18 protein-coding genes and 1 CRISPR repeat array are annotated in these 25,451 nt (G+C 53.9%); all 18 genes read left to right on the forward strand.

The features are described from left to right. Positions 1–1,623 (forward strand): UDP-N-acetylmuramoyl-L-alanyl-D-glutamate--2,6-diaminopimelate ligase, encoded by a 1,623-nt coding sequence (locus tag BFW38_RS03190; protein ID WP_068997090.1) that lies wholly within the window; start codon positions 1–3, stop codon positions 1,621–1,623. Further along, on the forward strand, positions 1,620–2,972 hold the full coding sequence (locus BFW38_RS03195; RefSeq protein WP_068997091.1) for a UDP-N-acetylmuramoyl-tripeptide--D-alanyl-D-alanine ligase: 1,353 nt from the start codon (positions 1,620–1,622) through the stop codon (positions 2,970–2,972). The genes BFW38_RS03190 and BFW38_RS03195 overlap by 4 nt, the downstream gene beginning before the upstream one ends. A 136-nt stretch (positions 2,973–3,108) precedes the next feature. Next, positions 3,109–4,191: a phospho-N-acetylmuramoyl-pentapeptide-transferase gene (gene mraY, locus BFW38_RS03200; RefSeq protein WP_068997092.1), complete on the forward strand. Its 1,083-nt coding sequence runs from the start codon at positions 3,109–3,111 to the stop codon at positions 4,189–4,191. Next, positions 4,191–5,633: a UDP-N-acetylmuramoyl-L-alanine--D-glutamate ligase gene (gene murD, locus BFW38_RS03205; RefSeq protein WP_245686053.1), complete on the forward strand. Its 1,443-nt coding sequence runs from the start codon at positions 4,191–4,193 to the stop codon at positions 5,631–5,633. Before mraY ends, murD begins: the two co-directional genes overlap by 1 nt. Next, positions 5,609–6,946 (forward strand): putative lipid II flippase FtsW, encoded by a 1,338-nt coding sequence (gene ftsW, locus BFW38_RS03210; protein WP_068997093.1) that lies wholly within the window; start codon positions 5,609–5,611, stop codon positions 6,944–6,946. Before murD ends, ftsW begins: the two co-directional genes overlap by 25 nt. After that, positions 6,946–8,043: an undecaprenyldiphospho-muramoylpentapeptide beta-N-acetylglucosaminyltransferase gene (gene murG, locus BFW38_RS03215; RefSeq protein WP_068997094.1), complete on the forward strand. Its 1,098-nt coding sequence runs from the start codon at positions 6,946–6,948 to the stop codon at positions 8,041–8,043. The genes ftsW and murG overlap by 1 nt, the downstream gene beginning before the upstream one ends. Continuing rightward, entirely contained in the window at positions 8,043–9,491 is a 1,449-nt protein-coding gene (gene murC / locus BFW38_RS03220) for a UDP-N-acetylmuramate--L-alanine ligase (RefSeq protein ID WP_068997095.1), read from the forward strand. Before murG ends, murC begins: the two co-directional genes overlap by 1 nt. Before the next feature lie 9 nt (positions 9,492–9,500). Beyond that, positions 9,501–10,481, forward strand: a complete 981-nt coding sequence (locus BFW38_RS03225) for a D-alanine--D-alanine ligase (RefSeq protein ID WP_068997096.1) — start codon at positions 9,501–9,503, stop codon at positions 10,479–10,481. Then, positions 10,481–11,188, forward strand: a complete 708-nt coding sequence (locus BFW38_RS03230) for a cell division protein FtsQ/DivIB (RefSeq protein WP_068997097.1) — start codon at positions 10,481–10,483, stop codon at positions 11,186–11,188. The genes BFW38_RS03225 and BFW38_RS03230 overlap by 1 nt, the downstream gene beginning before the upstream one ends. A 141-nt stretch (positions 11,189–11,329) precedes the next feature. Beyond that, positions 11,330–12,601, forward strand: coding sequence for a cell division protein FtsA (ftsA, locus tag BFW38_RS03235; protein WP_068997098.1), 1,272 nt, complete (start codon positions 11,330–11,332; stop codon positions 12,599–12,601). Between the two features lie 296 nt (positions 12,602–12,897). Next, entirely contained in the window at positions 12,898–14,046 is a 1,149-nt protein-coding gene (gene ftsZ, locus BFW38_RS03240) for a cell division protein FtsZ (protein WP_068997099.1), read from the forward strand. Positions 14,047–14,164: 118 nt separating this feature from the next. After that, the gene (gene lpxC / locus BFW38_RS03245; protein ID WP_069000170.1) at positions 14,165–15,082 is read left to right on the forward strand and encodes a UDP-3-O-acyl-N-acetylglucosamine deacetylase; all 918 of its coding nucleotides are present in this window, start codon (positions 14,165–14,167) and stop codon (positions 15,080–15,082) included. Between the two features lie 223 nt (positions 15,083–15,305). After that, positions 15,306–18,524, forward strand: a complete 3,219-nt coding sequence (gene cas3f, locus BFW38_RS03250) for a type I-F CRISPR-associated helicase Cas3f (RefSeq protein ID WP_068997100.1) — start codon at positions 15,306–15,308, stop codon at positions 18,522–18,524. 394 nt (positions 18,525–18,918) lie between these two features. Beyond that, on the forward strand, positions 18,919–20,340 hold the full coding sequence (gene csy1, locus BFW38_RS03255; protein ID WP_068997101.1) for a type I-F CRISPR-associated protein Csy1: 1,422 nt from the start codon (positions 18,919–18,921) through the stop codon (positions 20,338–20,340). After that, positions 20,337–21,335 carry a type I-F CRISPR-associated protein Csy2 gene (gene csy2, locus BFW38_RS03260; protein WP_068997102.1) on the forward strand — a complete coding sequence of 333 codons (999 nt, stop codon included), beginning with the start codon at positions 20,337–20,339 and terminating at the stop codon, positions 21,333–21,335. The genes csy1 and csy2 overlap by 4 nt, the downstream gene beginning before the upstream one ends. 19 nt (positions 21,336–21,354) lie before the next feature. Beyond that, a complete protein-coding gene (gene csy3 / locus BFW38_RS03265) occupies positions 21,355–22,386 on the forward strand; it encodes a type I-F CRISPR-associated protein Csy3 (RefSeq protein ID WP_068997103.1) in 1,032 nt (343 codons plus the stop codon). 3 nt (positions 22,387–22,389) lie between these two features. Beyond that, on the forward strand, positions 22,390–22,959 hold the full coding sequence (cas6f, locus tag BFW38_RS03270) for a type I-F CRISPR-associated endoribonuclease Cas6/Csy4 (RefSeq protein WP_068997104.1): 570 nt from the start codon (positions 22,390–22,392) through the stop codon (positions 22,957–22,959). A gap of 130 nt (positions 22,960–23,089) precedes the next feature. After that, positions 23,090–23,956: a CRISPR direct-repeat array (repeat unit 28 nt; unit sequence GTTCACTGCCGCACAGGCAGCTTAGAAA). 445 nt (positions 23,957–24,401) lie between these two features. Then, on the forward strand, positions 24,402–25,298 hold the full coding sequence (locus BFW38_RS03280) for a LysR family transcriptional regulator (protein ID WP_068997106.1): 897 nt from the start codon (positions 24,402–24,404) through the stop codon (positions 25,296–25,298). Positions 25,299–25,451 lie beyond the last annotated feature (153 nt).

Raw genomic sequence — 25,451 nt, forward strand, 5'->3', positions numbered from 1 at the left:
ATGAGTGAATTAACCCTGCCGCAACCTTTGACCCCTCAGCACTGGCTGACGTTTTGGGCGCCGTTGGGGACGTCCATGCCGTCTGGCCATTGGCCTCAAGTATCGCGATTGGTGAGTGACAGCCGTCGGATTCAGCCTGGGGATGCTTTTCTCGGGTTATCTGGGGTCTCGCAAAATGGAACAGATTTTTTTGATCAGGCAGTGACTGCGGGGGCGGTGTTATTGGTCAGTGAAGGCCATTGTTGGCAAGTGAGCCAGTACCAAGGCGTTCTGCATTTACAATTGCCGCTGTTATCTCAGCGGTTAGGCGATTGGCTTGCCCAGTTAACCGGGTTGGCATCAAGTGATTTGAATATTACCGCAGTGACCGGCACCAATGGCAAGTCTTCGGTAGCCCTTTACTTGGCCCAAGCCTGGCAGGCCCTGGGCTACAATGCACGGGTGATTGGCACTTTGGGGCGAGGTCGACCGGATCAACTTGAACCGACCACACATACCACGCCTGATTTACTCACCTTGCATCGCTGGTTAGCGCAGTGGTTGGCCGAAGGGGTCACCCATGTGGTGATGGAGGCGTCTTCCCATGCGCTGGATCAAGGGCGTCTGAATGGCTTGCCTGTGCGCTGTGGCGTGCTGACACAACTGTCTCGTGATCACCTGGATTATCATGGCAGTATGGCGGCTTACGGAGAGGCCAAAGCCCGCTTGTTTCTTCGCCCTGAATTAGAAGCGGCCGTTATTAATCAATCTGATCGGTTCGGGCAATCACTGATGGATCGACTTTCCCCCAGTGTGCAGCGCCTGTGTTATGCGACCGAGCACGATGAGCCTGTTTCAGTACCCACTGACCCCGTTGATCTCTCTATTGATGAAGCTCATTTCCATGATGGTGGGATTCGTGCCGTGGTGCGCTATGGTCAAGGGCCGACCGCTGAAACCGGTCTGTTGGAAGCGCCTTTGATCGGAGCCTTTAACCTTGCCAATCTGTTGGCTGTGTTGGGCGTTTTATTGAGTGAAGGGTTGGCGTTATCTCAAGCGTTGCTGGCGATGTCGCAGCTTTCACCGGTGACTGGGCGGATGCAGCGCTTGACACGTTCGGGAGCACCGACGGTCGTAGTGGATTATGCGCATACCCCGGATGCCCTCGCGAATGCCTTGGCGGCGGTGCGGTTACATTGTCTTGGTCGGGTTTGGTGTGTGTTTGGTTGCGGCGGCGATCGTGATACGGGTAAACGTGCCGAGATGGGGCGGATGGCCATGCAGTATGCGGATCAAGTGATTGTGACCGACGACAATCCTCGCACTGAAGACCCGAAAGTGATCCGTGAAATGATTTTGGCCGCCTGTCTTGCAGAAACCGATACGACCGATCACAACACTGGAACGATGGCGCATAGGTCTCCTGGTTATGATCAGGCGCTTTGTCATGCTGCGGCTCTTTGTGATGAAGTCGCCCCGCGTGAAGCGGCGCTTGCGCATGTGTTACAGCAAGCAGGGCCAGAAGACTGGGTCTTAGTGGCAGGTAAAGGCCACGAAGATTATCAAGAAATCCGTGGGGTTCGGCATCATTTCAGTGATATTGAACAGATTCAACGTCTGCTCGCTGGGGAGGTGCACTCATGATTACACAGCTCGCACAGTTAGCAGACATCTTGCAATTGGCACCTTTGTCAGCTGCCGTTGGCGCGCTTGAGTGGGCCCAAGTCAGTACAGATTCTCGTAAAATTGCGCCCCAAAGTCTTTTTGTTGCGCTGGTCGGCGAGCATTTTGATGGCCACGATCACCTCGCCCAGGCTCGTGAAAAAGGGGCCGTGGCGGCATTGGTTTCACGCCCAGTGGCGGATCCGTTGCCTCAATTGGTGGTACCCGATACATTACAAGCACTGGCGGATTGGGCGAGTTGGCAGCGTCAGCACTGGCAAGGCCCGATGATTGGGGTGACCGGTAACAATGGTAAAACCACCGTCAAAGAACTGTTGGGGGCTATACTGCGGTTGCATTATGGCGACGTCTTGGTGACAGCAGGCAACCTCAATAACCACATTGGTATGCCTTTAACACTGATCCAGCTGGCCTCTCATCATCAGGCGGCCGTGATTGAAATGGGGGCCAACCATCTGGGAGAAATTGACGCCTTGGCAGCGCTTGCGCGCCCTGATTATGGCGTCATCACCAATGTGACCGGTGCTCATTTAGGTGAGTTTGGCAGTATGGATGCCATTGCCGAAGCCAAGGGGGAGCTGTTGGCTCATTTGCCGCCTTCAGGCACGGCGATCTTAAATGCGGATGATACCTACTGTCGCTACTGGCAGGCCCAAAGTCCCTGCCCAGTGCACACTTTTGGTTTAAGTCAAGGGGACTGGCAGGCTGAAGCCTTGACCCTCTATCCCGAAGGCGGTGCATCATTTACCCTGTCGGGGCCCGACGGTATCCAGCGACAGGTGCAGTTACAGTTGTCTGGCCGCCACAATGTCAGTAATGCGTTAGCGGCCATTACCGGCGCCCTCTCGATGGGGGTGCCTTTGGAGACCGTGATTGCTGGCGTGGCTAAGGTGCAGCCTGCTGCGGGCCGTTTACAGGTGGCTCAAGGGCTGATGGGCATCACCTTGATTGATGACAGTTACAATGCGAACCCTGGATCGACTCGAGCGGCGATTGACTTACTCGCGTTGCGCCCGGCGTCGAGCCGTTGGCTCTTGCTCGCGGATATGAAAGAGATGGGGCCGGAAAGTGAGTGGTTTCATCGTGAAATAGGTGAGTATGCCGCTCAACAAGGTATTGACCATCTGCTCTCTTACGGGCCCATGGCGCGTTTGGCGGCAGAAACCTTCGGTCCGGGAGGCGAGGCGTATGACACTCAAGATGCGCTTCTGGAGGCGGTGATCCCGCGATTGGATGCACAGAGTGTGGTCTTGATCAAGGGCTCACGAAGTGCTCACATGGAACATTTGGTGACGCGCCTGCAAAGTTGAGGTAACCCGCAAAATGGATGCAACTTGTAAACTGGATACAACAAACAGGCGCTAAAACCTGTATTAGAATTGATGCTTATTCAGGAGACCGGCGCATCGCGCCGGTCTGAATTTTGAACCATATAAGACACTGCTCATGCTGCTTTGGCTGACCCAACTACTCTCTGAATTATTCCCGGGCCTGGAAGTGTTTAGCTATCAGACATTACGGGCAATTCTAGGCATTCTCACCTCCTTACTCATTGCATTGCTTGTCGGCCCTTGGATGATTCGCCGTCTGACCCAGCGTCAAATAGGTCAGGCTGTGCGCCAGGATGGCCCTCAAACGCATCTGTCTAAAGCCGGCACGCCGACCATGGGCGGCGCCTTGATTCTTGTGTCCATTGGCCTGAGTACCCTGCTGTGGTCTGATCTAAGCAATCGTTTTGTTTGGATTGTGCTGCTGGTGACGCTGGCCTTTGGTGCCATTGGCTGGGTGGATGATTGGCGTAAGGTGGTTGAGAAAAATCCGCGCGGCTTACCGGCTAAATGGAAATATTTTTGGCAGTCGGTGGTGGGGCTCGGCGCGGCGCTTTGGCTTTACAGTACGGCCCAGTCGCCAAGCGAGACGCAGCTGATTGTGCCTTTTTTCAAATCGGTTGCCCTGGATTTGGGACCCGCCTTTATCGTGCTGACTTACCTGGTCATTGTGGGCTCAAGTAATGCCGTGAACCTGACTGATGGTCTGGATGGTTTGGCGATTATGCCGACGGTGATGGTGGCCGGTGCTTTAGGGATTTTTGCTTATGCCACCGGGCACCTGGAATTTGCCAATTATCTCTATATTCCCCATGTGAGTGGTGCCGGTGAGTTAGCTATTTTCTGTGCGGCGATTATTGGCGCAGGCTTAGGGTTTTTATGGTTTAACACTTATCCCGCCCAGGTGTTTATGGGCGATGTCGGGGCTTTGGCACTGGGGGCTGCCCTTGGGATTGTGGCCGTGATTGTGCGCCAGGAAATTGTCTTATTTATCATGGGCGGCGTCTTTGTGATGGAAACCGTGTCGGTGATTTTGCAAGTGGGGTCATACAAGCTGACGGGGCGACGCATTTTTCGCATGGCCCCTTTGCATCACCACTTTGAACTCAAAGGCTGGCCGGAGCCCCGCGTGATTGTACGCTTTTGGATCATCACCGTCATTCTGGTGCTGATCGGCTTATCAACATTGAAACTACGTTGATGGATACGCCGTTGATGGATACGCCGTTGATGGATACGCCGTTGATGGACGCTGGGTTGATGAGAGAGGCTGCTATGGAGACGGCGCCGGTCGCGACTGATCAGGTCGAAGTGGCGGTTGTTGGGCTTGGTCAGACCGGGCTGTCCGTCGCACGCTATCTCTATGAGCAAGGGGTGGCCTTTGTGGTGGCGGATACGCGCCTCTCACCGCCCGGTCTGACTGAATTACAAGCACTGTGTCCCGATGTGCCGTTATGGTTAGGGCCCTTAAATGGGGCTCAATTGGGACAAATGCAGCAACTGATCGTCAGCCCAGGGATTGCCATTGCGGAACCAGCGTTACAGCAGGCGCAACAGGCCGGTGCGGAAATTATCGGTGATATTGAGCTTTTTGCTCGTGCTCATAGCACCTTGGCAACACCGCTGCCGGTGATCGCCATTACGGGCTCTAACGCCAAGAGCACCGTCACCACGCTGGTGGCTGAGATGGCTCGCCAAGCGGGTTGGCAAGTCGGGGTGGGGGGCAATATTGGTACACCGGCCTTGAGCCTCTTGGGCGCACCCTATGATCTTATTGTGTTGGAACTCTCTTCTTTTCAGCTTGAAACGACTCAAAGCTTGCATTGCCAAGTCGCGACCATTTTGAATCTGTCGGAAGATCACCTTGATCGTTACGACGGGATGACGGGCTATATTCAGGCGAAGCAACGGATCTTCTTACATGCAGCACAAGCGGTTGTGCCGCTGGATGAGCCCTTGACTTACCCCCAGGCCATGGCCGAAGCGGTGCCGCTGACGACTTTTGGGCGGGTGCCTGAGGCTGATTTTGGCCTTGCCACAGTGGATGGGCAGCGGATGTTGATGCAGGGTGATCAGCCATTATGTCCTGTTTCGGCGATAACACTGCCCGGTGGCCATGGTCAATTGAATGCGCTAGCGGCACTGGCGTTGGGCCATGCGGTTGGGCTACCGATGCCCGCGATGCTGGCCACTCTGGCTGATTTTAATGGGCTGGCGCACCGCTGTGAGCAGGTTGCGATCCATCAAGGCGTGACCTGGTTTAATGACTCCAAAGCGACGAATGTCGGGGCGACCTTGGCCGCTATTGCGGGTTTGGCCCCGGAGTACTCACGTCTTTGGGTGATCTTAGGCGGGGAAGGTAAAGGGCAAGATTTTACGCCACTATCCGATCCGCTATTAAAAGCGGATGCTGTCGTGATGCTGCTTGGTCGTGACGCCCCTCTCATTGAGCAAGCATTGGATAAAGGGATTCCCTTGCAGTCAGCGGCTGATTTACCGGCCGCCGTCGCCGCCTTGGCTGAACAGGCCCAACCGGGTGATGCCGTGCTGCTATCACCGGCCTGTGCCAGTTTTGATATGTTCCAAGGATTTGCCCATCGTGGTGAGGTGTTTGCGCAATGCGTTCAACAGCTATCGTCTTAAAGCTGAAAGCGTTGCGAGCGCGTTTCCCCGATCTTGGGTGGCCGCTGCCGTCAACGGTCGTATGGCAACGTGCTTTGGGCGACCGTTGGTTGCTTGTGAGCGCGTTAGGCCTTTTGTTCATGGGTTGGATCATGGTCAGTTCGGCGTCAGTCGATGTGGCTCAAGCGCGTACGGGTGATCCTCATTATTACTCTATTCGACATGGCCTTTATGTCTTGGCCACCTTGATCACTTTGGTTGCAGGGTCTTGGATTCCATTACGTTTATGGCAGCGCTACAGCCCTTGGGCACTGGTGCTGGGCGTGATGCTGTTGGTGGTCGTGCTGCTCGTTGGGCGTGAAATTAACGGTAGTGTGCGTTGGATTCCGCTCGGCATTATTAATCTTCAGGCCTCCGAAGTCGCCAAATTGTGCTTGGTGATTTATCTCGCCAGTTATCTCGTGCGGCATATGAACGCTGTGCGGACAGAGTTTCGTGCTTTCTTACGGCCCTTCCTGTTGATGATGGGGATGGGGCTGCTGGTGATTTTGGAACCCGATTACGGCGCCCTAGTGGTGATGCTCAGCGCACTGCTCGGCATGATGTTTATGGCCGGTGTGCGCTGGTACTACTTTGTCGGTGTCGTCGTGCTGGCCATCGTCGGCATGGCCTTGATTGCTTATGCCGAACCCTATCGCGTGGCCCGAATGATCACGTTTACCGATCCTTGGGCGGAACAATATGGGGCGGGCTATCAGCTGACCCAATCACTGATCGCTTTTGGTCGAGGGCATTGGTTTGGTCTCGGCTTGGGTAATAGTGTCCAGAAGTTGTTTTATCTTCCCGAGGCGCATACGGATTTTGTCTTCGCCATTGTCGCCGAAGAGTTGGGTCTGTTTGGTGCGCTCAGTATGTTGGGGCTGTTTGTATTGCTGGTGGCGCGGATTATGCTGGTGGCTCGGCGTGCCGAACTCCGTGGACGCCTTTATGGGGCTTATCTCTGCTACGGTATCGGGGTCATTATCGCAGTACAGGCGACGATTAATATCGGGGTGAATGTGGGCGCTTTGCCGACCAAAGGCCTGACTTTACCGCTCGTGAGTTATGGCGGCAGTAGCTTATTGATCAGTGGGCTGATGCTCGGCATGGTCATGCGGGTGGCTTTAGAAACCGACTCCTATCAGCCGAAAGCGCCGCGCACTCAATCTTCATCACGTCATGCTGATGCCCGAACGTCTTCTCGGCGCCGAGTGCCCCCTGCCGGTTCGGAGGCGCCCTTATATCGCCAGCCGACTCGCCGTGCCTCACGTTTTACTCATTTGGGAGATCATTGATGCGTCGTACAGTCATGATCATGGCCGGGGGGACCGGTGGGCATATTTTTCCTGGCTTGGAAATCGCCCGTGCATTGCAAGCCCAAGGACATTTCGTGTGTTGGTTAGGCAGTGCTGGGCGTATGGAAACGCGGCTAGTGCCCGAAGCCGGTATTGACCTGGATACGGTGACCATTGATGGCTTAAGAGGTAAAGGGCGGCTCTCATTATTGGCCGCGCCTTGGCGCTTATTGAAAGCGACACTACAGGCAAGGCGTATTATTCGTCGACGGCGGCCAGATGTCATCCTGGGGCTAGGCGGATTTGCCAGTGGGCCGGGAGGTTTGGCGGCGCGCTGGTTGGGGGTTCCCCTCTATGTGCACGAACAAAATGCGATTGCCGGTGTGACCAACCGGGTGCTCTCGCGCTGGGCGCGGCGGACACTGGCGGCTTTTCCGGGCGCTTTCCCTGAACCGCAAGCGGTCTCGGTGGTGGGCAACCCTGTCCGTGAAGCCATTCGACAGCTGCCTGCACCGGTGCTGGATCCGGCGCGCGCTGTTCAATCCCTCGGCGACACCGCCGCTCATCCCCCCCGTTTGCTTGTTGTGGGGGGCAGTCTTGGCGCTCAAGTATTGAATGAGCAAGTCCCTAAGGCATTAGCACAGCTAGCGGCCTCATTGCGCCCTGAAGTGCGACATCAGGCGGGCCGAGATAAAGATGAAGTCACTCGGCAAGCTTATTGTGACGCGGGCGTTGAGGCGCAAGTGAGTGATTTTATCGGTGACATGGCCGCTGCTTTTGCATGGGCGGATCTGGTGATCTGCCGAGCGGGTGCTTTGACGGTATCAGAACTCGCTTGTGCGGGGGTTGCTTCGATTCTGGTCCCACTGCCGATTGCGGTCGATGACCACCAAACCATGAATGCGCGTTTTTTGAGTGAGGGTGGGGCTGCCATTTTAATGCCGCAGCCTGAATTAGTGCAGGGTGCGCTGATCCCCACCTTACAGGGTCTACTGGCCGATACTGACCGATTGCATGATATGGCTTTGAAAGCCCGCGCTCTGGCACGCCCTGATGCGACAGATGCGGTGATTGAAGCCATTCTGGAGGAATTTTAATGACAGCTGTTTTTAATGATACCGTGTATCCGGTACCCACCATGCGTCGTATTCGGCATATTCATTTTGTCGGGATTGGTGGCTCAGGCATGTGTGGGATTGCCGAAGTCCTGTTGACACAAGGGTATCAGGTCAGTGGTTCAGACTTACGCGAGAGTGCCGTATTAGCCCGTCTTCGAGATCTTGGGGCTGTCACCTGTGTTGGGCATTTGCCTGAACATATTGAAGGTGCGGATGTCGTCGTGGTGTCCAGTGCGATTGACCCGACTAACCCTGAAGTGGCTGCTGCTCAGGCACGCCGTATTCCGGTTGTGCCGCGTGCGGAAATGTTGGCTGAACTGATGCGCTTTCGTCATGGCATTGCGGTGGCGGGCACTCATGGGAAAACCACAACGACCAGTTTGATTGCCTCTATTTTAGGCGAAGCCGGGCTTGACCCAACCTTCGTCATTGGCGGGCGGTTGACCAGTGCCGGGACGAATGCACAGTTGGGCGAATCCCGTTATTTGGTGGCAGAAGCCGACGAATCTGACGCCTCTTTCCTGCATCTGCAGCCGATGGTCGCGATTGTCACCAATATCGATGCCGATCATATGAGCACTTATGGGGGGGATTTCGAGAAGCTCAAGCAGACCTTTATCGATTTTCTCCATAACCTGCCTTTTTATGGGCTGGCCGTTGTGTGTATTGATGACCCCATTGTGCGGGAGCTGATTCCACGGATTGGCCGCCCCGTGTTGACTTATGGGTTCAGCGACGATGCGGACTTTAAGGCCGTTGATTTCCTGCAGACTGAAGGTCGTATTCAATTCCGAGTCCAGCGGCCTGAAGGGCGTAAAACCCTTGATGTCACACTGGATATTCCCGGTGAGCACAATGTATTAAATGCCCTAGCCGCCATTGTTGTGGCGACCGAAGAAGGGTTGGATGATGAGGCGATTGTGAATGGCCTTAAACAATTCCAAGGCGTGGGCCGACGTTTTCAAGTCTACGGTGATTATGCGACCCCGCGAGGCGAGGTGAAGCTCGTCGATGACTATGGCCATCACCCTCGTGAAGTCGAGGCCGTGATTAAAGCTGTACGTAAAGGGTGGCCAGATCGCCGCTTGGTCATGCTGTATCAGCCTCATCGCTTTTCTCGTACCCGTGACTTATACGAAGATTTCGTCAAGGTGTTGTCCAAAGTGGATCTTTTGGTCTTGTTGGATGTGTATCCGGCAGGTGAAGCCGCGATCCCTGGCGCGGATGGCCGCAGTCTTTCTGGCACCATTCGTCAGCGTGGGCAGATTGACCCACTCTTTTTACCCAGTGCAGACGAGTTAGAGCATGTGCTAGGAGGGATCCTTCAGGGCGGCGATATTTTGCTGACACAGGGTGCAGGTGATATTGGTGGCATTGCTCAGCGGTTAGCGGCATCAAGCCTGAATTTTGTGAAGCAAGTGGATTAAGGAGCCACCATGACGACATCGGACGTAACGCATCAATCACTATTCGACCGGGCCCGTGCACTAGGACGTGTCGCCGTGCTGATGGGAGGGTGTTCAGCCGAGCGGGAAGTCTCACTGAAAAGTGGCGCTGCTGTATTAGCGGCTTTGCGCGAAGCGGGCACTGATGCCTTTGGCCTTGATTTGGGGGCCGATGCGCTGGCTCAACTGCAAGTAGAACCTTTTGATCGTGCTTTTATCGCATTGCATGGTCGGGGGGGAGAAGATGGCACGATTCAAGGATTACTGGAATGGATGCAAGTCCCTTATACCGGTAGTGGGGTGATGTCGTCCGCTTTGGGTATGGATAAACTGCGCTGTAAACAAATTTGGCAGTCGTTGGGTTTGCCAACGCCCAACTTTATGCTGCTCAAGGCCCCTTTTGATGCGCAGTCGGTGGTCGATCAACTAGGCTTACCGCTGATGGTGAAGCCTGTGCATGAAGGTTCCAGTGTCGGTATGTCTAAAGTCACCAGTGTTGAGGCGCTGGCAGAGGCGTATGAGCGCGCTTGTGCGTTTGATGGCTTGATCATGGCAGAACAATGGGTGACCGGTCATGAGTTTACTGTGAGCTTGTTAGGTGAGCAGGTTCTGCCCGTTATTGGCTTGGAAACACCGCATCATTTTTATGATTATGATGCCAAATATATTACTGACGATACTCGTTATTTGCTGCCATGTGGCCTGTCTGATGAAGCCGAAACTGACATTGGCACTTTATCGGTTGCGGCGTTTAATGCCATTGGCTGCTCCGGTTGGGGGCGCGTTGATTTAATGCAGGATCAAGCCGGGCGCTTCTGGTTGCTGGAAGTGAATACCAGCCCTGGGATGACAGACCATAGTCTGGTGCCTCAGGCTGCCGCTCATGCCGGTATTTCATTGGCTGAGTTGGTTGTTAGCATTGCCGAAAAAGCACAGTGCCATCTAAGCTTGTCCGGCGTGAAGGAGGCTTAATGCGGCGTCCTGTTCGCTGGGGAGTCACACTGGCATTGCTTCTCATCATGATGGGAGGGGCGATATGGGGGCTGATGACCATGTTAGGTCGCCCCGTCGGCCAAGTGGCGATTCATGGTGATGTACGCTATGCCGATGTTGACCAACTCCGTGAGCGGATGTTGCCGCTGGTGGCGGTGCCTTTTTGGTCAGTCGATTTACCCGAATTGCGCGATGCATTGGAAGATGTGGCTTGGATTAAAACGGCGGATATTCGTCGTCACTGGCCCGATCAGTTGGAAATCAATTTGACCGAGCGTCAACCCATTGCTTATTGGAATGATGACCAGCTGATCGATGCTGAAGCTGTCCTACTACCCCGCTCGCCGAAGTTTAAAGAAACCTTGCCTCATCTGCGCGGACCTCAGGCACGACGACAAGATGTATTAGAGATGGTGGCGCGCCTGAAACAAACACTTACGCCAAAACAACTAAAATTAACCGCCTTAACACTAGAGCCGCGAGGCGCATGGGCGTTGCAACTTGACGACGCTATTTGGGTCGATATGGGTCGTGTTAGAATTCAGCCTCGTTTTCAAAGATTTATCGCCGCTTGGGGAGACTGGCTTGGCCAATATGCCCACCGTATTGAACGTGTGGATATGCGTTATCCCCATGGTTTATCGGTGCGCTGGCGAAAAGCTCAGGCCCCTCGTGTCGCTGATTAGGATCATTGCGTTGCAGAACATGATCACTAATGCTTGTAAAGGCGTATAATTGAGACAAGAATGCGTCTAAAAGTATAGATGAGACAAACACGCAGGGAATTTCCCTCGGTTTGAAGCTTCCTCAAAGGAGTTCGCCAACTTATGGCTCAGCAGTCAAACCGCGGCGACTTGGTGGTGGGCCTGGACATCGGGACCTCCAAAGTGGTCGCCATCGTCGGACAGCTCACACCCGATGGTCAGATTGAAATCGTGGGTATCGGCTCTCATCCCTCCCGTGGGATGAAAAAAGGCGTGGTGATCAATATTGAATCCACCGTGCAATCGATTCAACGGGCGGTGGAAGAAGCAGAATTAATGGCCGGGTGTGAAATTCATTCGGTTTATGTCGGTATTGCGGGTAACCACGTGCAGAGCATGAACTCGCATGGGATCGTGGCGATTCGAGATCGCGAAGTTGGCGATGCCGATTTAGAACGTGTTATTGATGCCGCTCGTGCCGTGGCGATTCCGGCCGATCAACGCATTATTCATATTCTGCCGCAGGAATATGCCATTGATAGTCAGGAAGGGATCCGTGAACCCTTGGGCATGTCGGGTGTCCGTTTAGAAGCTCGGGTTCACTTGGTGACTTGTGCTGTCAATGCGATTCAAAATATTGAAAAATGTGTTAAACGTTGTGGCCTGGATGTCGATGATATTATTTTGGAACAGTTGGCTTCCAGCTACTCGGTGCTGACCGAGGATGAAAAAGAGCTGGGCGTCTGCTTGGTTGATATTGGTGGTGGTACGACCGATATCGCTATTTTCACCGAAGGGGCGATTCGGCATACCGCCGTGATTCCCATTGCCGGTGATCAAGTGACCAATGACATCGCGATGGCCTTGCGCACACCGACACAGCACGCTGAACAGATTAAAATTAAGTATGCATGTGCCCTAGCTCAACTGGCCGGTGAAGATCAGATGATCAAAGTGCCGAGCGTGGGTGATCGCCCGCCGCGTGAGTTATCTCGGCAAGCATTGGCAGAAGTTGTCGAACCGCGCTATGACGAATTGTTTACATTAATACAAGGTGAATTACGTCGAAGCGCTTTCGAAGACCTGATCCCTGCAGGTATTGTATTGACTGGTGGAACCGCCAAAATGGAAGGTGTGATTGAACTGGCCGAAGAGATTTTTCATATGCCGATTCGACTCGCTCACCCGCAAAATGTGACCGGTTTAGCCGATGTGGTGCATAATCCAATTTATTCGACAGGGGTAGGTCTGTTACTCTACGGGATACAGCGTCAGCAGGCGGATAATCGGCGTGCTTTCGGCTATGCCTCGGAAAGTTCCAATCAAGTGGCTGAAGTTGCACCTCAGCCCTCCCTGATGGAGCGCGTAAAATCCTGGTTTCAGGGCAATTTGTAAGTGTTCCTGATGAACAGATTTAAAGCTGTTCGACCACTGGGATGGCAGTTTATGTAAAGCATTGTGTATGAAAATAATGATCACAGCCATTATCTTTATAACCACTGTTTTGCTACGCTGCAATATAATAAGCAAGTAAGACCTGCGTAGTGCCATCAGGATTTAGGCCCGTCTTTCTCCCGAGGAAAGAGCAGGCGAGGGCAGGGGTAGTCGGGACGATTGATCATGCAGGCAAGCATATAGGGTTAAATAGGCAGTCGTGTTTTGGTTCATGGCTGCGTTTAGGAGACGGACATATGTTCGAGCTGGTAGACAACACGCCCTCCAACTCAGCAGTCATCAAGGTCATTGGTGTCGGTGGCGGTGGTGGCAATGCCGTCAACTACATGGTGGCCAGCCACATTGAAGGTGTCGAATTCATCTGTGCGAACACAGATGCGCAGGCACTGAAAAATGTTGCCGCTAAGACGGTGCTGCAACTGGGCAGCGAAATAACGAAGGGATTGGGCGCTGGAGCCAATCCTAATGTCGGCCGCGAGGCTGCACTCGAAGATCGCGAATTGATCGCCGAGGTGCTGCAAGGGGCTGATATGGTCTTTATCACCGCCGGTATGGGCGGAGGTACGGGCACGGGTGGCGCCCCTGTCGTTGCTGAAGTGGCGCGAGAACTGGGGATCTTGACAGTTGCGGTAGTGACTAAGCCCTTCCCTTTCGAAGGCCGCAAGCGTATGCAGGTGGCTGAAGAAGGGATCGAAGCGCTTTCGGGTCACGTCGACTCACTGATCACGATTCCGAATGACAAGCTGTTGACCGTGCTGGGGAAAAATACCAGCCTGTTGGCTGCATTTGATGCGGCCAACAACGTGCTCTTGGGTGCAGTACAGGGGATCGCTGAGCTGATCACCAACCCAGGCCAGATCAACGTTGACTTTGCTGACGTGCGTACCGTGATGTCTGAAATGGGCATGGCGATGATGGGCACTGGTAAGGCAACGGGGGATCAACGTGCACGGGATGCGGCTGAGACTGCGGTACGTAGCCCGCTGCTGGAAGATATCGATCTGCGCGGGGCTCGTGGTGTACTGGTTAACGTGACCGCCAGCAGCGATGTGACGATTGGCGAATTCTCTGAGGTAGGTCAGGTGATTCAGGAGTTCGCTTCTGATGATGCCACTATCATCGTGGGGACTTCCATCGACAACAGCTTGGAAGAAGAACTGCGCGTCACTGTGGTGGCTACTGGGTTGGAACCGCGTAATAAGCGCGAAGAAAACCTTACTGCGCAGCGAAGCAAACCGGTTCAGCAGTCACCGCAACGTATGCGTAATGTTGCAAATCAGGCGGCGGCCCAAGCTCCGCAGGAAAAATCAGCCATCAGCCCGCAGAAAGAAGCGGATCTGGGCTATCTCGATATTCCTGCCTTCCTGCGCAAGCAGGCTGACTAAGAGTTTAGCAGTTGTTTGTTAAAGTTTGGTGAAATGAGCCGGGGCTGCTACAATGCCCCGGTTTCATTATATTTGTTACATCTTCACGACGGCTTACTCAAGCCCAATCGAGTTTCCGATGATCAGACAGCGAACGCTCAAGAACACCATTCGTGCAACCGGCGTAGGGTTGCATTCAGGCGAAAAGGTATATTTGACGCTGCGCCCGGCTCCCATCAACACAGGCATTATTTTCCGTCGTGTTGACCTTGAACCGGCAGTAGACATTCCCGCCCATGCATTGAATGTCTCGGAAACCACCATGAACACAACCCTGGGGCAAGGGGATATCCACATCAGCACTGTCGAGCATTTGCTTTCTGCATTGGCTGGCCTGGGCGTGGATAATTTGTATATTGAAGTCAGTGCCCCAGAAGTTCCCATCATGGATGGTAGTGCAGGGCCTTTTGTCTTCCTGATTCAATCCGCCGGGATTGCCGAACAGGAAGCGCCCAAACAGTTTATCCGTATTAAAAAGCGGGTTGCGATCGAAGAAGACGGCAAACTAGCCAGTTTTGAACCTTACAACGGCTTCCGTGTGACCTTCAGCATCGATTTCGACCACCCCGTTTTCCGCCAGCAAAAGCAAAAAGCGGTAGTGGACTTTTCAACGACCTCATTCGTGCGTGAAGTCAGCCGTGCTCGCACCTTCGGTTTCATGCGTGACATGGAATACCTGCGTGAGCGTAATCTCGCTTTAGGCGGCAGCTTGGAAAATGCCATTGTTGTGGATGATTACAACATCCTCAACGAAGATGGCTTGCGTTATGACGATGAATTCGTCAAACACAAAGTACTGGATGCCATTGGCGATCTTTACTTACTCGGCAAAAGCCTGATTGGTGAATTTAAAGCTCACAAATCAGGTCATGCACTGAATAACCAGCTGCTGCGTGTGCTGTTGGAACAACCGGATGCCTGGGAACTCGTCACCTTCGAAGGTGAAGCCCAGAAAGCCCCAATTTCCTTCTCCACACCCGCAATGGCAGGCATTTAATACTCCTAGGCCATCATAACGCTGGTCGAGTGCACAACTGTCTGATCAAAAAGCCAACCTTCGGGTTGGCTTTTTTTTATGCTTTTTACCCAGATTCTCTTGCCTGCAAGTTCGATGGATCATATCGCTTGGCTTTCTTCGACTTGGCGAATGAGTAAAAGTATGTAAATGTTACTTTTTAGGAAGACGATATTTCAAATAGCCTGACAGGGAATGTGACGGCATGGATGAGTTCTCCCCCTCTGATTTAAAAACCATTCTGCACTCCAAGCCAACAAATTTCTATTCTCTTCAGCGTTGCCGCCTATTAGTCGATAGTGGCCGGGATATATTGCGCCGCCAGGATGAAAATGATTGGCACAGTGGTCAATTGATTCATCTGCTGGCCTCTATGGCGGCGTTATTTCACGATGTGGGTAAAGCGTCTGATGCTTTCCAGAGGCGTCTGACCGGCCAGCTTGAAGGCCGTAATCTGTATCGCCATGAGTGGACTTCCCTGCGCATACTGGAAGCCTTTGTCGGAGACGATGATGATGACGGTTGGCTCACACGGCTACAGCGGGACGACGATGATACGGAGGCGGCGCTTAATGAGGGGCTCGGCTGGCTGGCTCGCCTGCAATGTGATGGCCAAGATCCCGGCATCAATACTCAACCCTTTAAGCGGCTCCCGCCCTTGGCTGCTGCTATTGGTTGGTTGGTGGTTAGTCACCACCGCTTACCCGCATTGCCTGTTTACACCGATGATGGGCGTCAGCAGAAAAGGGTGGGAGCTAGGGCGATTCTCAATGGCGCCAGCGTGCCTTCTCTGCCTGAGGCGATAAAGGCGGCTTGGAATGAACGTCTTGATCCCCATACCCCGGATGAGATTAAGCCTTACTGGTCTTTCTCTAAAGGATTACCCATGAGCAGTCAGCCTTGGCGGGTGCGCGCTGCACGGTTGGCCCGTCAGTTACAGTCGCTGAAGTGTGCTCAGCCCCCTTTGGGCATGCCCTATGTGATGCACCTGGCGCGTTTATCGCTGATGTTGGCGGATCATCATTACTCCAGCCTAACCACATCGGGTCGGTTAACAGGGAAGTGGTCAAACACCTTGTTTGCCAATACTGCTTATATCCAGGGGCGCCGACAGATGAATCAGCCCTTGGATGAGCATCTCGTCGGCGTGACACGTGGCGCTGGGGAAATTGTGCATCGTTTGCCTGATATCCTCATGGCGCTCCCCCGCATTGCTCGGCACAAGGGGTTTAAAGCACGCAGTAAAATTGCTCGTTTTCGCTGGCAGGATAAAGCCTTTGATCTGGCGACGGGGCTGCGTGAAAAAAGCCGCGCCCAAGGCTTTTTTGGCATCAACATGGCCTCGACCGGATGTGGCAAAACCATCGCCAATGGTCGCATTGCCTATGCCTTGAATGATCCTGAGCAGGGGGCGCGTTTTTCGATCGCGCTGGGGCTGCGGACTTTGACATTACAAACCGGGCAGGTGTATCGCGAACGCTTAGGGCTCGAGAGTGATGATCTGGCCATTCGTGTGGGCGGTAGCGCGGTACGCGCCTTATTTGAGCATCAGCAATGGTCTCGTGCCCAGCCATCATTAAAAAAACCGCAAATGGCTGCGAGATTGAGTGATTTTGGAGGCTCAGAATCTCGTGGTGAATTATTGGATGAGCAAAGCCACGTGCACTTTGATGGTCAGTTAGAAGCTCATCCGGTATTAAGCCGAATGTTGGTGAATCCGCAAGCCCGTGCTTTGATCACAGCCCCTGTTCTGATCTCCACCATTGATCACTTGATGCCCGCGACCGAAAGTCTGAGAGGGGGGCATCAGATAGCGCCAATGCTGCGTTTGATGAGCAGCGATCTGATCTTAGATGAACCTGATGATTTTGCTCTTGAAGATTTATCGGCGCTTACCCGTTTGGTGTATTGGGCGGCCCTTTTAGGTTCACGCGTCATACTCTCATCGGCCACGTTACCGCCTGCGCTGGTGCGGGGCTTGTTTGATGCTTATCGAGCCGGGCGGGCTGAGTATCAGCAGCATCGAGGCCTGCCAGGGGCACCGGTTGAGCCCATTTGTGCCTGGTTTGATGAGTACGGCTGTACTCACAAAGCCTGTGTCGACGGCGCCCAATTCGATATCGCGCATCAAGCCTTTGTCCTGCAGCGCATCAGACATCTGGCGGAGCAACCGGTTTTACGTCAAGGCTATTGCGTCCCGCTGACATCGGCGTCGCCTAAACCTGAAGCCGTTTGTTCGGCCTTGGTCGAGACGCTGTTGCCCGAAATGTTCCAATTGCACCAGGCTCATCATAGCCAAGATCCCGGCACACAAAAGTCCGTGAGTTTTGGCTTGATTCGGATGGCCAATATTGAGCCTTTGGTGAGGCTCGCAAAGGCCCTTTATCAAAGCGAGATCCCACAGGGCTGGCAGCTTCATTTATGTGTGTATCACTCGCAATTGCCATTGATCTTGCGGTCACGGTTGGAAGCCCAGCTTGATCAGGTGTTGGACCGGCGTGATCCTGAGGCGGTTTTCGCGTTGCCAGAGATTCGTGAGCGGCTGAACGGGCCTGCTGAGCATCATGTGTTTATCGTGCTGGGCTCGCCGGTGACGGAAGTCGGGCGTGATCATGACTATGATTGGGCGATTGTAGAACCTTCCTCGATGCGCTCGATTGTGCAACTGGCAGGCCGTATTCGGCGTCATCGGCTCACGCCTGTCAGCTCGCCCAATATCGCCCTGTTAGACACCAACGTTCGCCACTTGCAACGCAAAACACCGGCGTTCAGTCGCCCTGGTTTTGAAAGCGACGGTTGGCCGCTTAACACTCATCGGTTAAGCCAATTGCTTCCTGATGACACTCTGGCCGCCATTGATGCACGGCCACGGCTCTTACCGAATGAGCCGCTAAACCCAACGACCCAGCTGGTCGATTTAGAGCATGCCCGACTCCAGGCGCTGATGGTGGAAGAGGCGTCGCCTGCGCAGCAACCGTCACGACGTAAACGTCGAAGTACAATGCCGATCGTGCCGCTAGGGGCTTATCTGTTCTTTCGCCCTGTTTCGATGAGCCTGAGCGCTATGGCGATACAACACGCCCCCTTCCGTTGGGACCCGACCCAACAAGATGAGTGGGTGCTGCTGCCGGACGAGGATGAAACCGACTACGTCTTTTGTCGCGTTGATCGGGCTGATGATGGCGAGCACTTCACCCCGGTTGAGCACGAAGTCACGCGGTTATCGGATCACGTCATCACGCACCCTCGGATAAAGCCCTGGAACGAGCCGGATTATCTCACAGCGCTCGCGGCACAAGCCGATGCTATGGAGCTCTCGCTTGCACAATGTGCAAAACGCTTTGGTCGCGTCCGTCTGACTCGGGATTATGCCCCTAATGGCTGGTGCTTCCACCCGGCGTTAGGATTTGTGCGGCGGGAATAAAAAGCCGGCCTTTAGACGGCCGGCTGAACTGCCTGTGCGGCAGCTGATGGTGCTCTAAAGCATCAATTGATATTGCTGAGCAGCCTATACGGCTGTACATATAAAGATAACATCTTTTTCGAAATTTAAAGAATCAATTGATAGGTTGACTTTTTGGGTTTGGTCTATCATTATGAATGAGAGCTCAATGAGTGGGGGCTCACACAAAGAGTGGCCGCTCTTTGTGTGAGCAAATAGCTAAGTACTTTTAATCTGCTTGAGTAAGAGCAAGGAGGTCGTGGATGGTTGGTTATCATCCCGTTAGAAGAGACTGAACATCGCGCATCCAGCCCCAAGCCTTAGCTTGGGGCACTATAGCATGTATTGAATTAGTGTCCAAAAGGGCAGATCGTTTATGTCTGATACTCAATCGTATGGTTCTCTGCGCTCATTGATTGAGCACTTTATTCGTGATCGCTTTGAAACCAAAACAGAAAAACTCGAACCAGGTTCGGAGGCTTATTTAAAACTGCAAGCGCAGTTTGAGCCTCAAGCGTGGTTGGCTGATGCGGCTCGCCGAGTGAGCCAGTTGCAGGTGGTTACACATTCCTTAAAGGCGATTCATCCTGACGCTAAAGGAACCAACGTGTATGTCACGCCTCAGCAGCTTCCGACTATTCCTCTGGTGGGGAGCCACTGTTTACCCGACGCTTTTGAAGGTGATGTGGTCGGTAATGCGGCGGCGCTGGATGTCTATAAATTCCTGAAGCTGTCATGGGGCGAGCGCTCCCTGTTGGCGTTAGCCCTTCAACGAGATGCGGATTTGTTGGCGGCGTTAAGCCCTGATCCTGCTGAAGCCACCCAATGGGTCGAAGCCTTTGCGGCGATTGTTGAGCCCAAAGGCGCGCCCACCTCTCATACGCGCGCCAAACAAGTCTATTGGTTGGTGGGCGATAACCCTCGTCATGATCAAGACTACCGTTTGCTGGCGCCGTTATATTCAACCGCATTGACCCATCGCTTTTACGAGCATGTCAGCCCGAACCGCTGGTTTTATGGGGATGACAACAAAGCGGCGCGTCATGCCTTGCGAGATCGCCGCGAGTATGAGGGCGGCTATATCCGCTACCCTGATTTGGCGGTGCAAAAACTGGGCGGTACCAAACCACAAAATATTTCTCAGCTTAATAGCGAGCGCGGCGGGCAAAACTACTTGTTAGCCTCATTGCCGCCTCATTGGCAATCACGCGAGATTTATCCGCCCAGGCGCAATGCTTTGGGCGCTTTTCAGCGTCGCCCGGGGGTGGGGCGTTTGGTTCAAGAGTTGAAAGCCTTTCTTGAAGCTGACCCCGTGAAGAATATGCATACCCGTGATCTACGGGATGATCTCACCGCCATGCTGATTGATGAGCTGATGGTCTTTACCCTGGATATGCACAGCCTGGCACCGGGGTGGAGCGCCGATGAGGACTGCGAACTGGCCGATGATGAGCAATATTGGTTAGACCCTGGGCGTATTCATGAGGATGACGCCTTTGCCCAGGCCCGCCGACAGTCGGATTGGTCGAGCGCGATCAGTGATCGTGCGGCTCACTGGCTCAACCGTCAGCTCACTTATCGCAGTGGATTGCGCATGGGGGATGTCGAGCATCGCCATTGGAAGCAGCAGATTGATGAAACGCTAAGGGACTTCCGTCATCAACTAGATGAACTACAAACCGCTTTGGATGCGGAAGATGAGGATACGGATGCGGGTGATATGAAGGCGGGTGATGCGAATGGTGGAGATGTGAATAGTGGAGATGTGAATGGCGATCAAGCAGGAGCCTTATCATGAACCCTAACGATCAACTACATCACCTGCTGGTGTTACCCCGGTTACGGATTCAAAACGCCAATGCCATCTCCAGCCCGATGACTTGGGGCTTTCCCGCCATGAGTGCCTTTGTTGGCTTTCAGCATGCGCTGGAGCGCGGTCTACCGGAATCGATTCAGATTCACTTTGACAGCATCGCCGTGGTCTGCCACCGCTTAGAACCTCAAGTGGCGGATGGCATGGTCGCGCATACCTTTCACTTGACCCGCAACCCTGTGACCAAAAGTGGCGATACGGCCGCCATTGTCGAAGAAGGGCGCGCCCACTTGGACGTGACCTTATTACTTGAAGTCTCCTCCGAAGGGGACGATCTGAGCAGCTTTGAACGCCGCCAGGCCATTGCTGATCAGATCTTTGAACAGGTGCATGGCATGCGCATCGCCGGTGGTAGTGTGATGCCATCGTTATCTGGCTCACATCGCGCTCGTCCCCGCTTGATTAACTTCAGTGATGACAGCGAAATACGGCAGCGTCAGTGGCGTTCACTGCGGCGCCAACTGTTACCCGGTTTTGCCCTAGTGCTGCGGGATGACCTACTGAAAGAGCATACTCAGACCCTGCAAGCCGAGGATGAGCAAGCGACCGCGCTGGAAGCTTGGCTAGACCTTTCTCGCATGAATCATGAATGCCAAATCACAGAAACCCATGACGCGTCTCGCGAGCAAGTCACCCGACAGGTGCATTGGACGTTGCGGCGCCCTTATCCGGGCTGGCTGGTGCCGATTCCGGTGGGGTATGGCGCGATTTCACCCTGTTATGAGCCGGGCGAAGTGGCCCAGGCGCGAGACGCGCAAGTGCCCTTTCAGTTTGTCGAAAGCCTCTACTCGATGGGCGAGTGGATCAGCCCTCACCGCATTGCCCAACCCGAAAGGTTGATGTGGTTTGTTGAGAATGATCTCGACCAAGGCCTATACCGCCTGCAAAACGATTACGCCGAATTTATCGAACACGATTAACCATCCAAGGGATTATGTCATGGCTAAAAACGATACTCTTAAAACGGCTTCTGTCTTAGCGTTTGAACGTAAGCTCGACCCATCCGATGCCTTGTTATATGCCTGCCAGTGGGAGGCGCGCCAGCAGCAGGATCAATGGCAGCCGGTGATCGTGCGCGAGAAATCCGTGCGCGGCACTATCTCCAATCGCTTGAAAGCCAAAGATCAAGACCCCGCGAAACTGGATGCGGCGATTGAAAACCCCAACCTGCAAACCGTTGATGTTGCTACCTTACCGCACGATGCCGACACCCTGGCCATACGCTTTAGCGTGCGCGTGTTGGCGGGAGCGGGCACGCCTTCAGCCTGTAACCATGCGGACTATCAACAGAAACTGACCGATACCGTCGCCACTTACGTCAATACCCATGGCTTTGGCGAACTGGCCCATCGCTACGCCTGCAACCTCGCCAATGGGCGTTTTTTATGGCGTAACCGGGTTGGGGCTGAACAGGTTGAAGTGATTGTGAATAGTCAGCAAGCGGGTGAAGCCGAAGCATCTTGGACCTTCAATGCGCATGAGCATTCATTACGTGATTTTGAAGGCAACGACAGCACCCGCGCCCTAGGGGATGCCATCGCTCAGGCTTTAGCCGGTGAGCGTTACCTGCTGCTGGATGTGATTGCCTTTGCTCGAATGGGCACCGGTCAGGAGATCTTCCCTTCCCAAGAGCTGATCTTGGATCGCTCTCGCGGCAGCAAAAGCAAAACCCTCTACGCCATAGGCGACGAAAACCAAGCCGCGATGCACTCCCAGAAATTGGGCAATGCCCTGCGCACCATCGACACTTGGTATCCCCATGATGAGGGCGAAGACCTAGGCCCGATTGCGGTTGAACCCTATGGCTCAGTCACCACCCAAGGTAAAGCCTACCGTCAGCCCAAGGCCAAACAAGATTTCTACAATTTGTTGGATCAATGGCTACTGAAAGACAAAGTGCCTGAAATCGCGCAACAGCATTTTGTGATGGCCACCTTGATTCGCGGTGGTGTCTTCGGTGATGCGGGGTAAAGTATGGACAGCTATCTCGACATACAACTGCGACCAGACCCTGACTTTGCGCCCCACATGCTGATGAGCGCGCTGTTTAACAAACTGCATCGCACCTTGTTTGAGCTACACGCTCAAGACATTGGCATCAGCTTCCCGGAGCATCGCCACGGCGTTCAAGCTCGCACCCTCGGCAACCGGCTTCGCTTGCACAGCACCGCTGCCCGGCTAGCGCAACTCATGGAGACGCCATGGCTAACGGGCATGCGAGATCACGTGCAACTGAGCGCACCGCTCACCGTACCGGCTGAAACGCGCCACATCCAAGTGATGCGCAAACAACCCAACTTAGGTGGCCCCAGCCGGGTGAAACGTTATGCCAAGCGTCACGGCATCAGTGAATCCGAAGCAGAGGCCCTCTACGCACAACTGGCCACACGGCGGCTGACACTGCCTTTCGTCACCCTCAACAGCCGTTCTACGGGCCAGCGCTTTAACCTCTTGATCGCCCATGGCAAACCTCAAAAAACCGCTCAAAGCGGCCCTTTTAACCACTATGGGTTAAGCCAACACGCCACCGTGCCTTGGTTCTAACCCTTTTCTGGCCCACCCCAGGGTGGGCCAATAAAATCAAGGTGTTACAACGCGGCCTTAAAAAAGGGTCAACTCCACCGAATTCATCATCGCTCTTTAACAAACAACGACTTAACCGTGATAACCTCTAGTTCACTGCCGCACAGGCAGCTTAGAAAATGGGCCGTCTTAAATATTTCACTCAAAACCGGTTCACTGCCGCACAGGCAGCTTAGAAAGGTTTCAGCGGGATCATCGGCAAGCTGATGAAGTTCACTGCCGCACAGGCAGCTTAGAAAAGCTGCGGGCGATGCAGGACAGCTACTACGCTGTTCACTGCCGCACAGGCAGCTTAGAAATGTGCCGATCTGGGCACCGATATAGCCGCCAAGTTCACTGCCGCACAGGCAGCTTAGAAAACGATGGGCGGGGTTAGGGATTAGATATTCGCGTTCACTGCCGCACAGGCAGCTTAGAAAAGCGCGCTCATTAATCTCCAGCGCTTTCTTGGGTTCACTGCCGCACAGGCAGCTTAGAAAGCGCAACATCTGAAATTACAGCACGCCCTATGTTCACTGCCGCACAGGCAGCTTAGAAAGCTGAGCATCACTTCTGCAAATCCGCGCAACAGTTCACTGCCGCACAGGCAGCTTAGAAAGTCTTGCTTCAGCTCAATACTGGGCTTCAGCTGTTCACTGCCGCACAGGCAGCTTAGAAAATAACGGCATAATGTTTAGCATCAAGGATGCGGTTCACTGCCGCACAGGCAGCTTAGAAAGTTGTCAGTCGTTCGGATCTGAACCAGCATATGTTCACTGCCGCACAGGCAGCTTAGAAATGGTAGCGAACATTCAGTGGCAGACGTATGGGGTTCACTGCCGTACAGGCAGCTTAGAAAATGGGCGACGAACGCCTGGCCGAAATCATCGAGTTCACTGCCGCACAGGCAGCTTAGAAAGCAATAGAATGTGGCCTCGTGGCCACGATAAAGTTCACTGCCGCATAGGCAGCTTGGAGGTTTGAGTGGTTCGGGGCGTATGGATTCGCGGCCAAGGCCGCTCCTACAGTTGCTTGGGAGTTGTAGATACTGTTGAGCAGGCAGCTCAGAAAGCCGAGTGGGTCAACGTCACGAACCCCACCAAGTTCACTGCCGCACAGGCAGCTTGGAGGTTTGAGTGGTTCGGGGCGTTTGGATTCGCGGCCAAGGCCGCTCCTACCAAACCCTCTTCAATCTCTGAGGCTTGTATACCTTTCGCGGCCAAGGCCGCTCTACAGTTGCGTGGGAGTTGTGGGCGCTGGGGGCCGTTTTTCGCCTTCAAGCAGGCGCCTACTGTGGGTTCAGGGGTTGGCGTTCGACATCACCCCCTCTTCGTGACCAACGCTTTGATGTCGATCGCATCGAGGGGGCGGAGGGGGTATGCTCCATCGATCTGAATGCTGTTCATTAAAGGATACTCGATGTTATGAGCCTGCTGGATCAAAGAGCGGCCTATTTAAATGAGGTGTTGGTGTGTGGGGGTATTCGAGCTGCGGCTGATCAGCTGGGAGTGAACCCTTCTGTGGTCAGTCGTCAGATCCGTCGTCTTGAGGCCGAGGCTGGTATGGCGTTGTTGGAGCGTCATGGCCGTCAGGTTAAGGTGACTGAGGCCGGTGAGCTGGTGGTTGAGCAGTTTCGGGCGCAACAGCGGTTGAGCAGTGAGTTGCGTGATACGCTGGCGCGCTTGAATAACCTTGAGGCGGGTAAAGTGGTGGTCTCTGTAGGCGATGGGTTTATCGATACCTTTGTGGCGCAGGTATTGAAAAAAGTCTCGGTACGTCACCCGGATGTGATGATTGAGGTTAAAACCGGGATTTATTACCCCCGTGAGCCGCATCATATGGTGATTGATGATGAGGTGGATATCGCCATCACTTATGGGCCTGTCTCTGACCCGCGCTTAACTATTCGCTCTTTTGTGCGCGGGCCCTTGTGTGCGCTGGTCGCGCCGGATCACCCACTGGCTGACTATGAGCAAGTGAGCGTAGCGGATCTGACCTGCCATAAATTGATTTTTCTCCCCGAGGCCTCGGGGTCTCAGCGTTGTATCAACGCGGTTTTTGCTGATGCGGGTAATTTGGTGACGCCCGCTTACCGTTGTAATTTGCATTCTGTGGCACGGCGTATGGCGGCGGCTGGGATAGGGATCGCTTTTATGACGCCCAAAGCGGCTCAGGATGAAATTGGTCGAGGTTTGATTCGAGCGATTCCCATTGATCATCCTGTTGCGGCGAGCACGGTGGGAAATCTGGTACGACGGACTGGGCGGCGGTTATCGCCGGCGGCTCATTTTCTATGGCAGTTGATGTTGCAGATGCAATAACGGCTCGGCTCGTTGCTCTGGTAAAAAAAGCAAACTTCCGTGTCTGCTGTAAAGGGTAATCGGTCGTCAATGCCGACAATTCGCCAATAAGTCGTGGTTCGTTCACGAGTCGAGAGGGCTTAATGAGCCGCGATCCATCAAGGGATCACGACT

It is taken from the genome of Terasakiispira papahanaumokuakeensis (assembly GCF_001709345.1).
Classification (GTDB): Bacteria; Pseudomonadota; Gammaproteobacteria; order Pseudomonadales; family Halomonadaceae; genus Terasakiispira; species Terasakiispira papahanaumokuakeensis.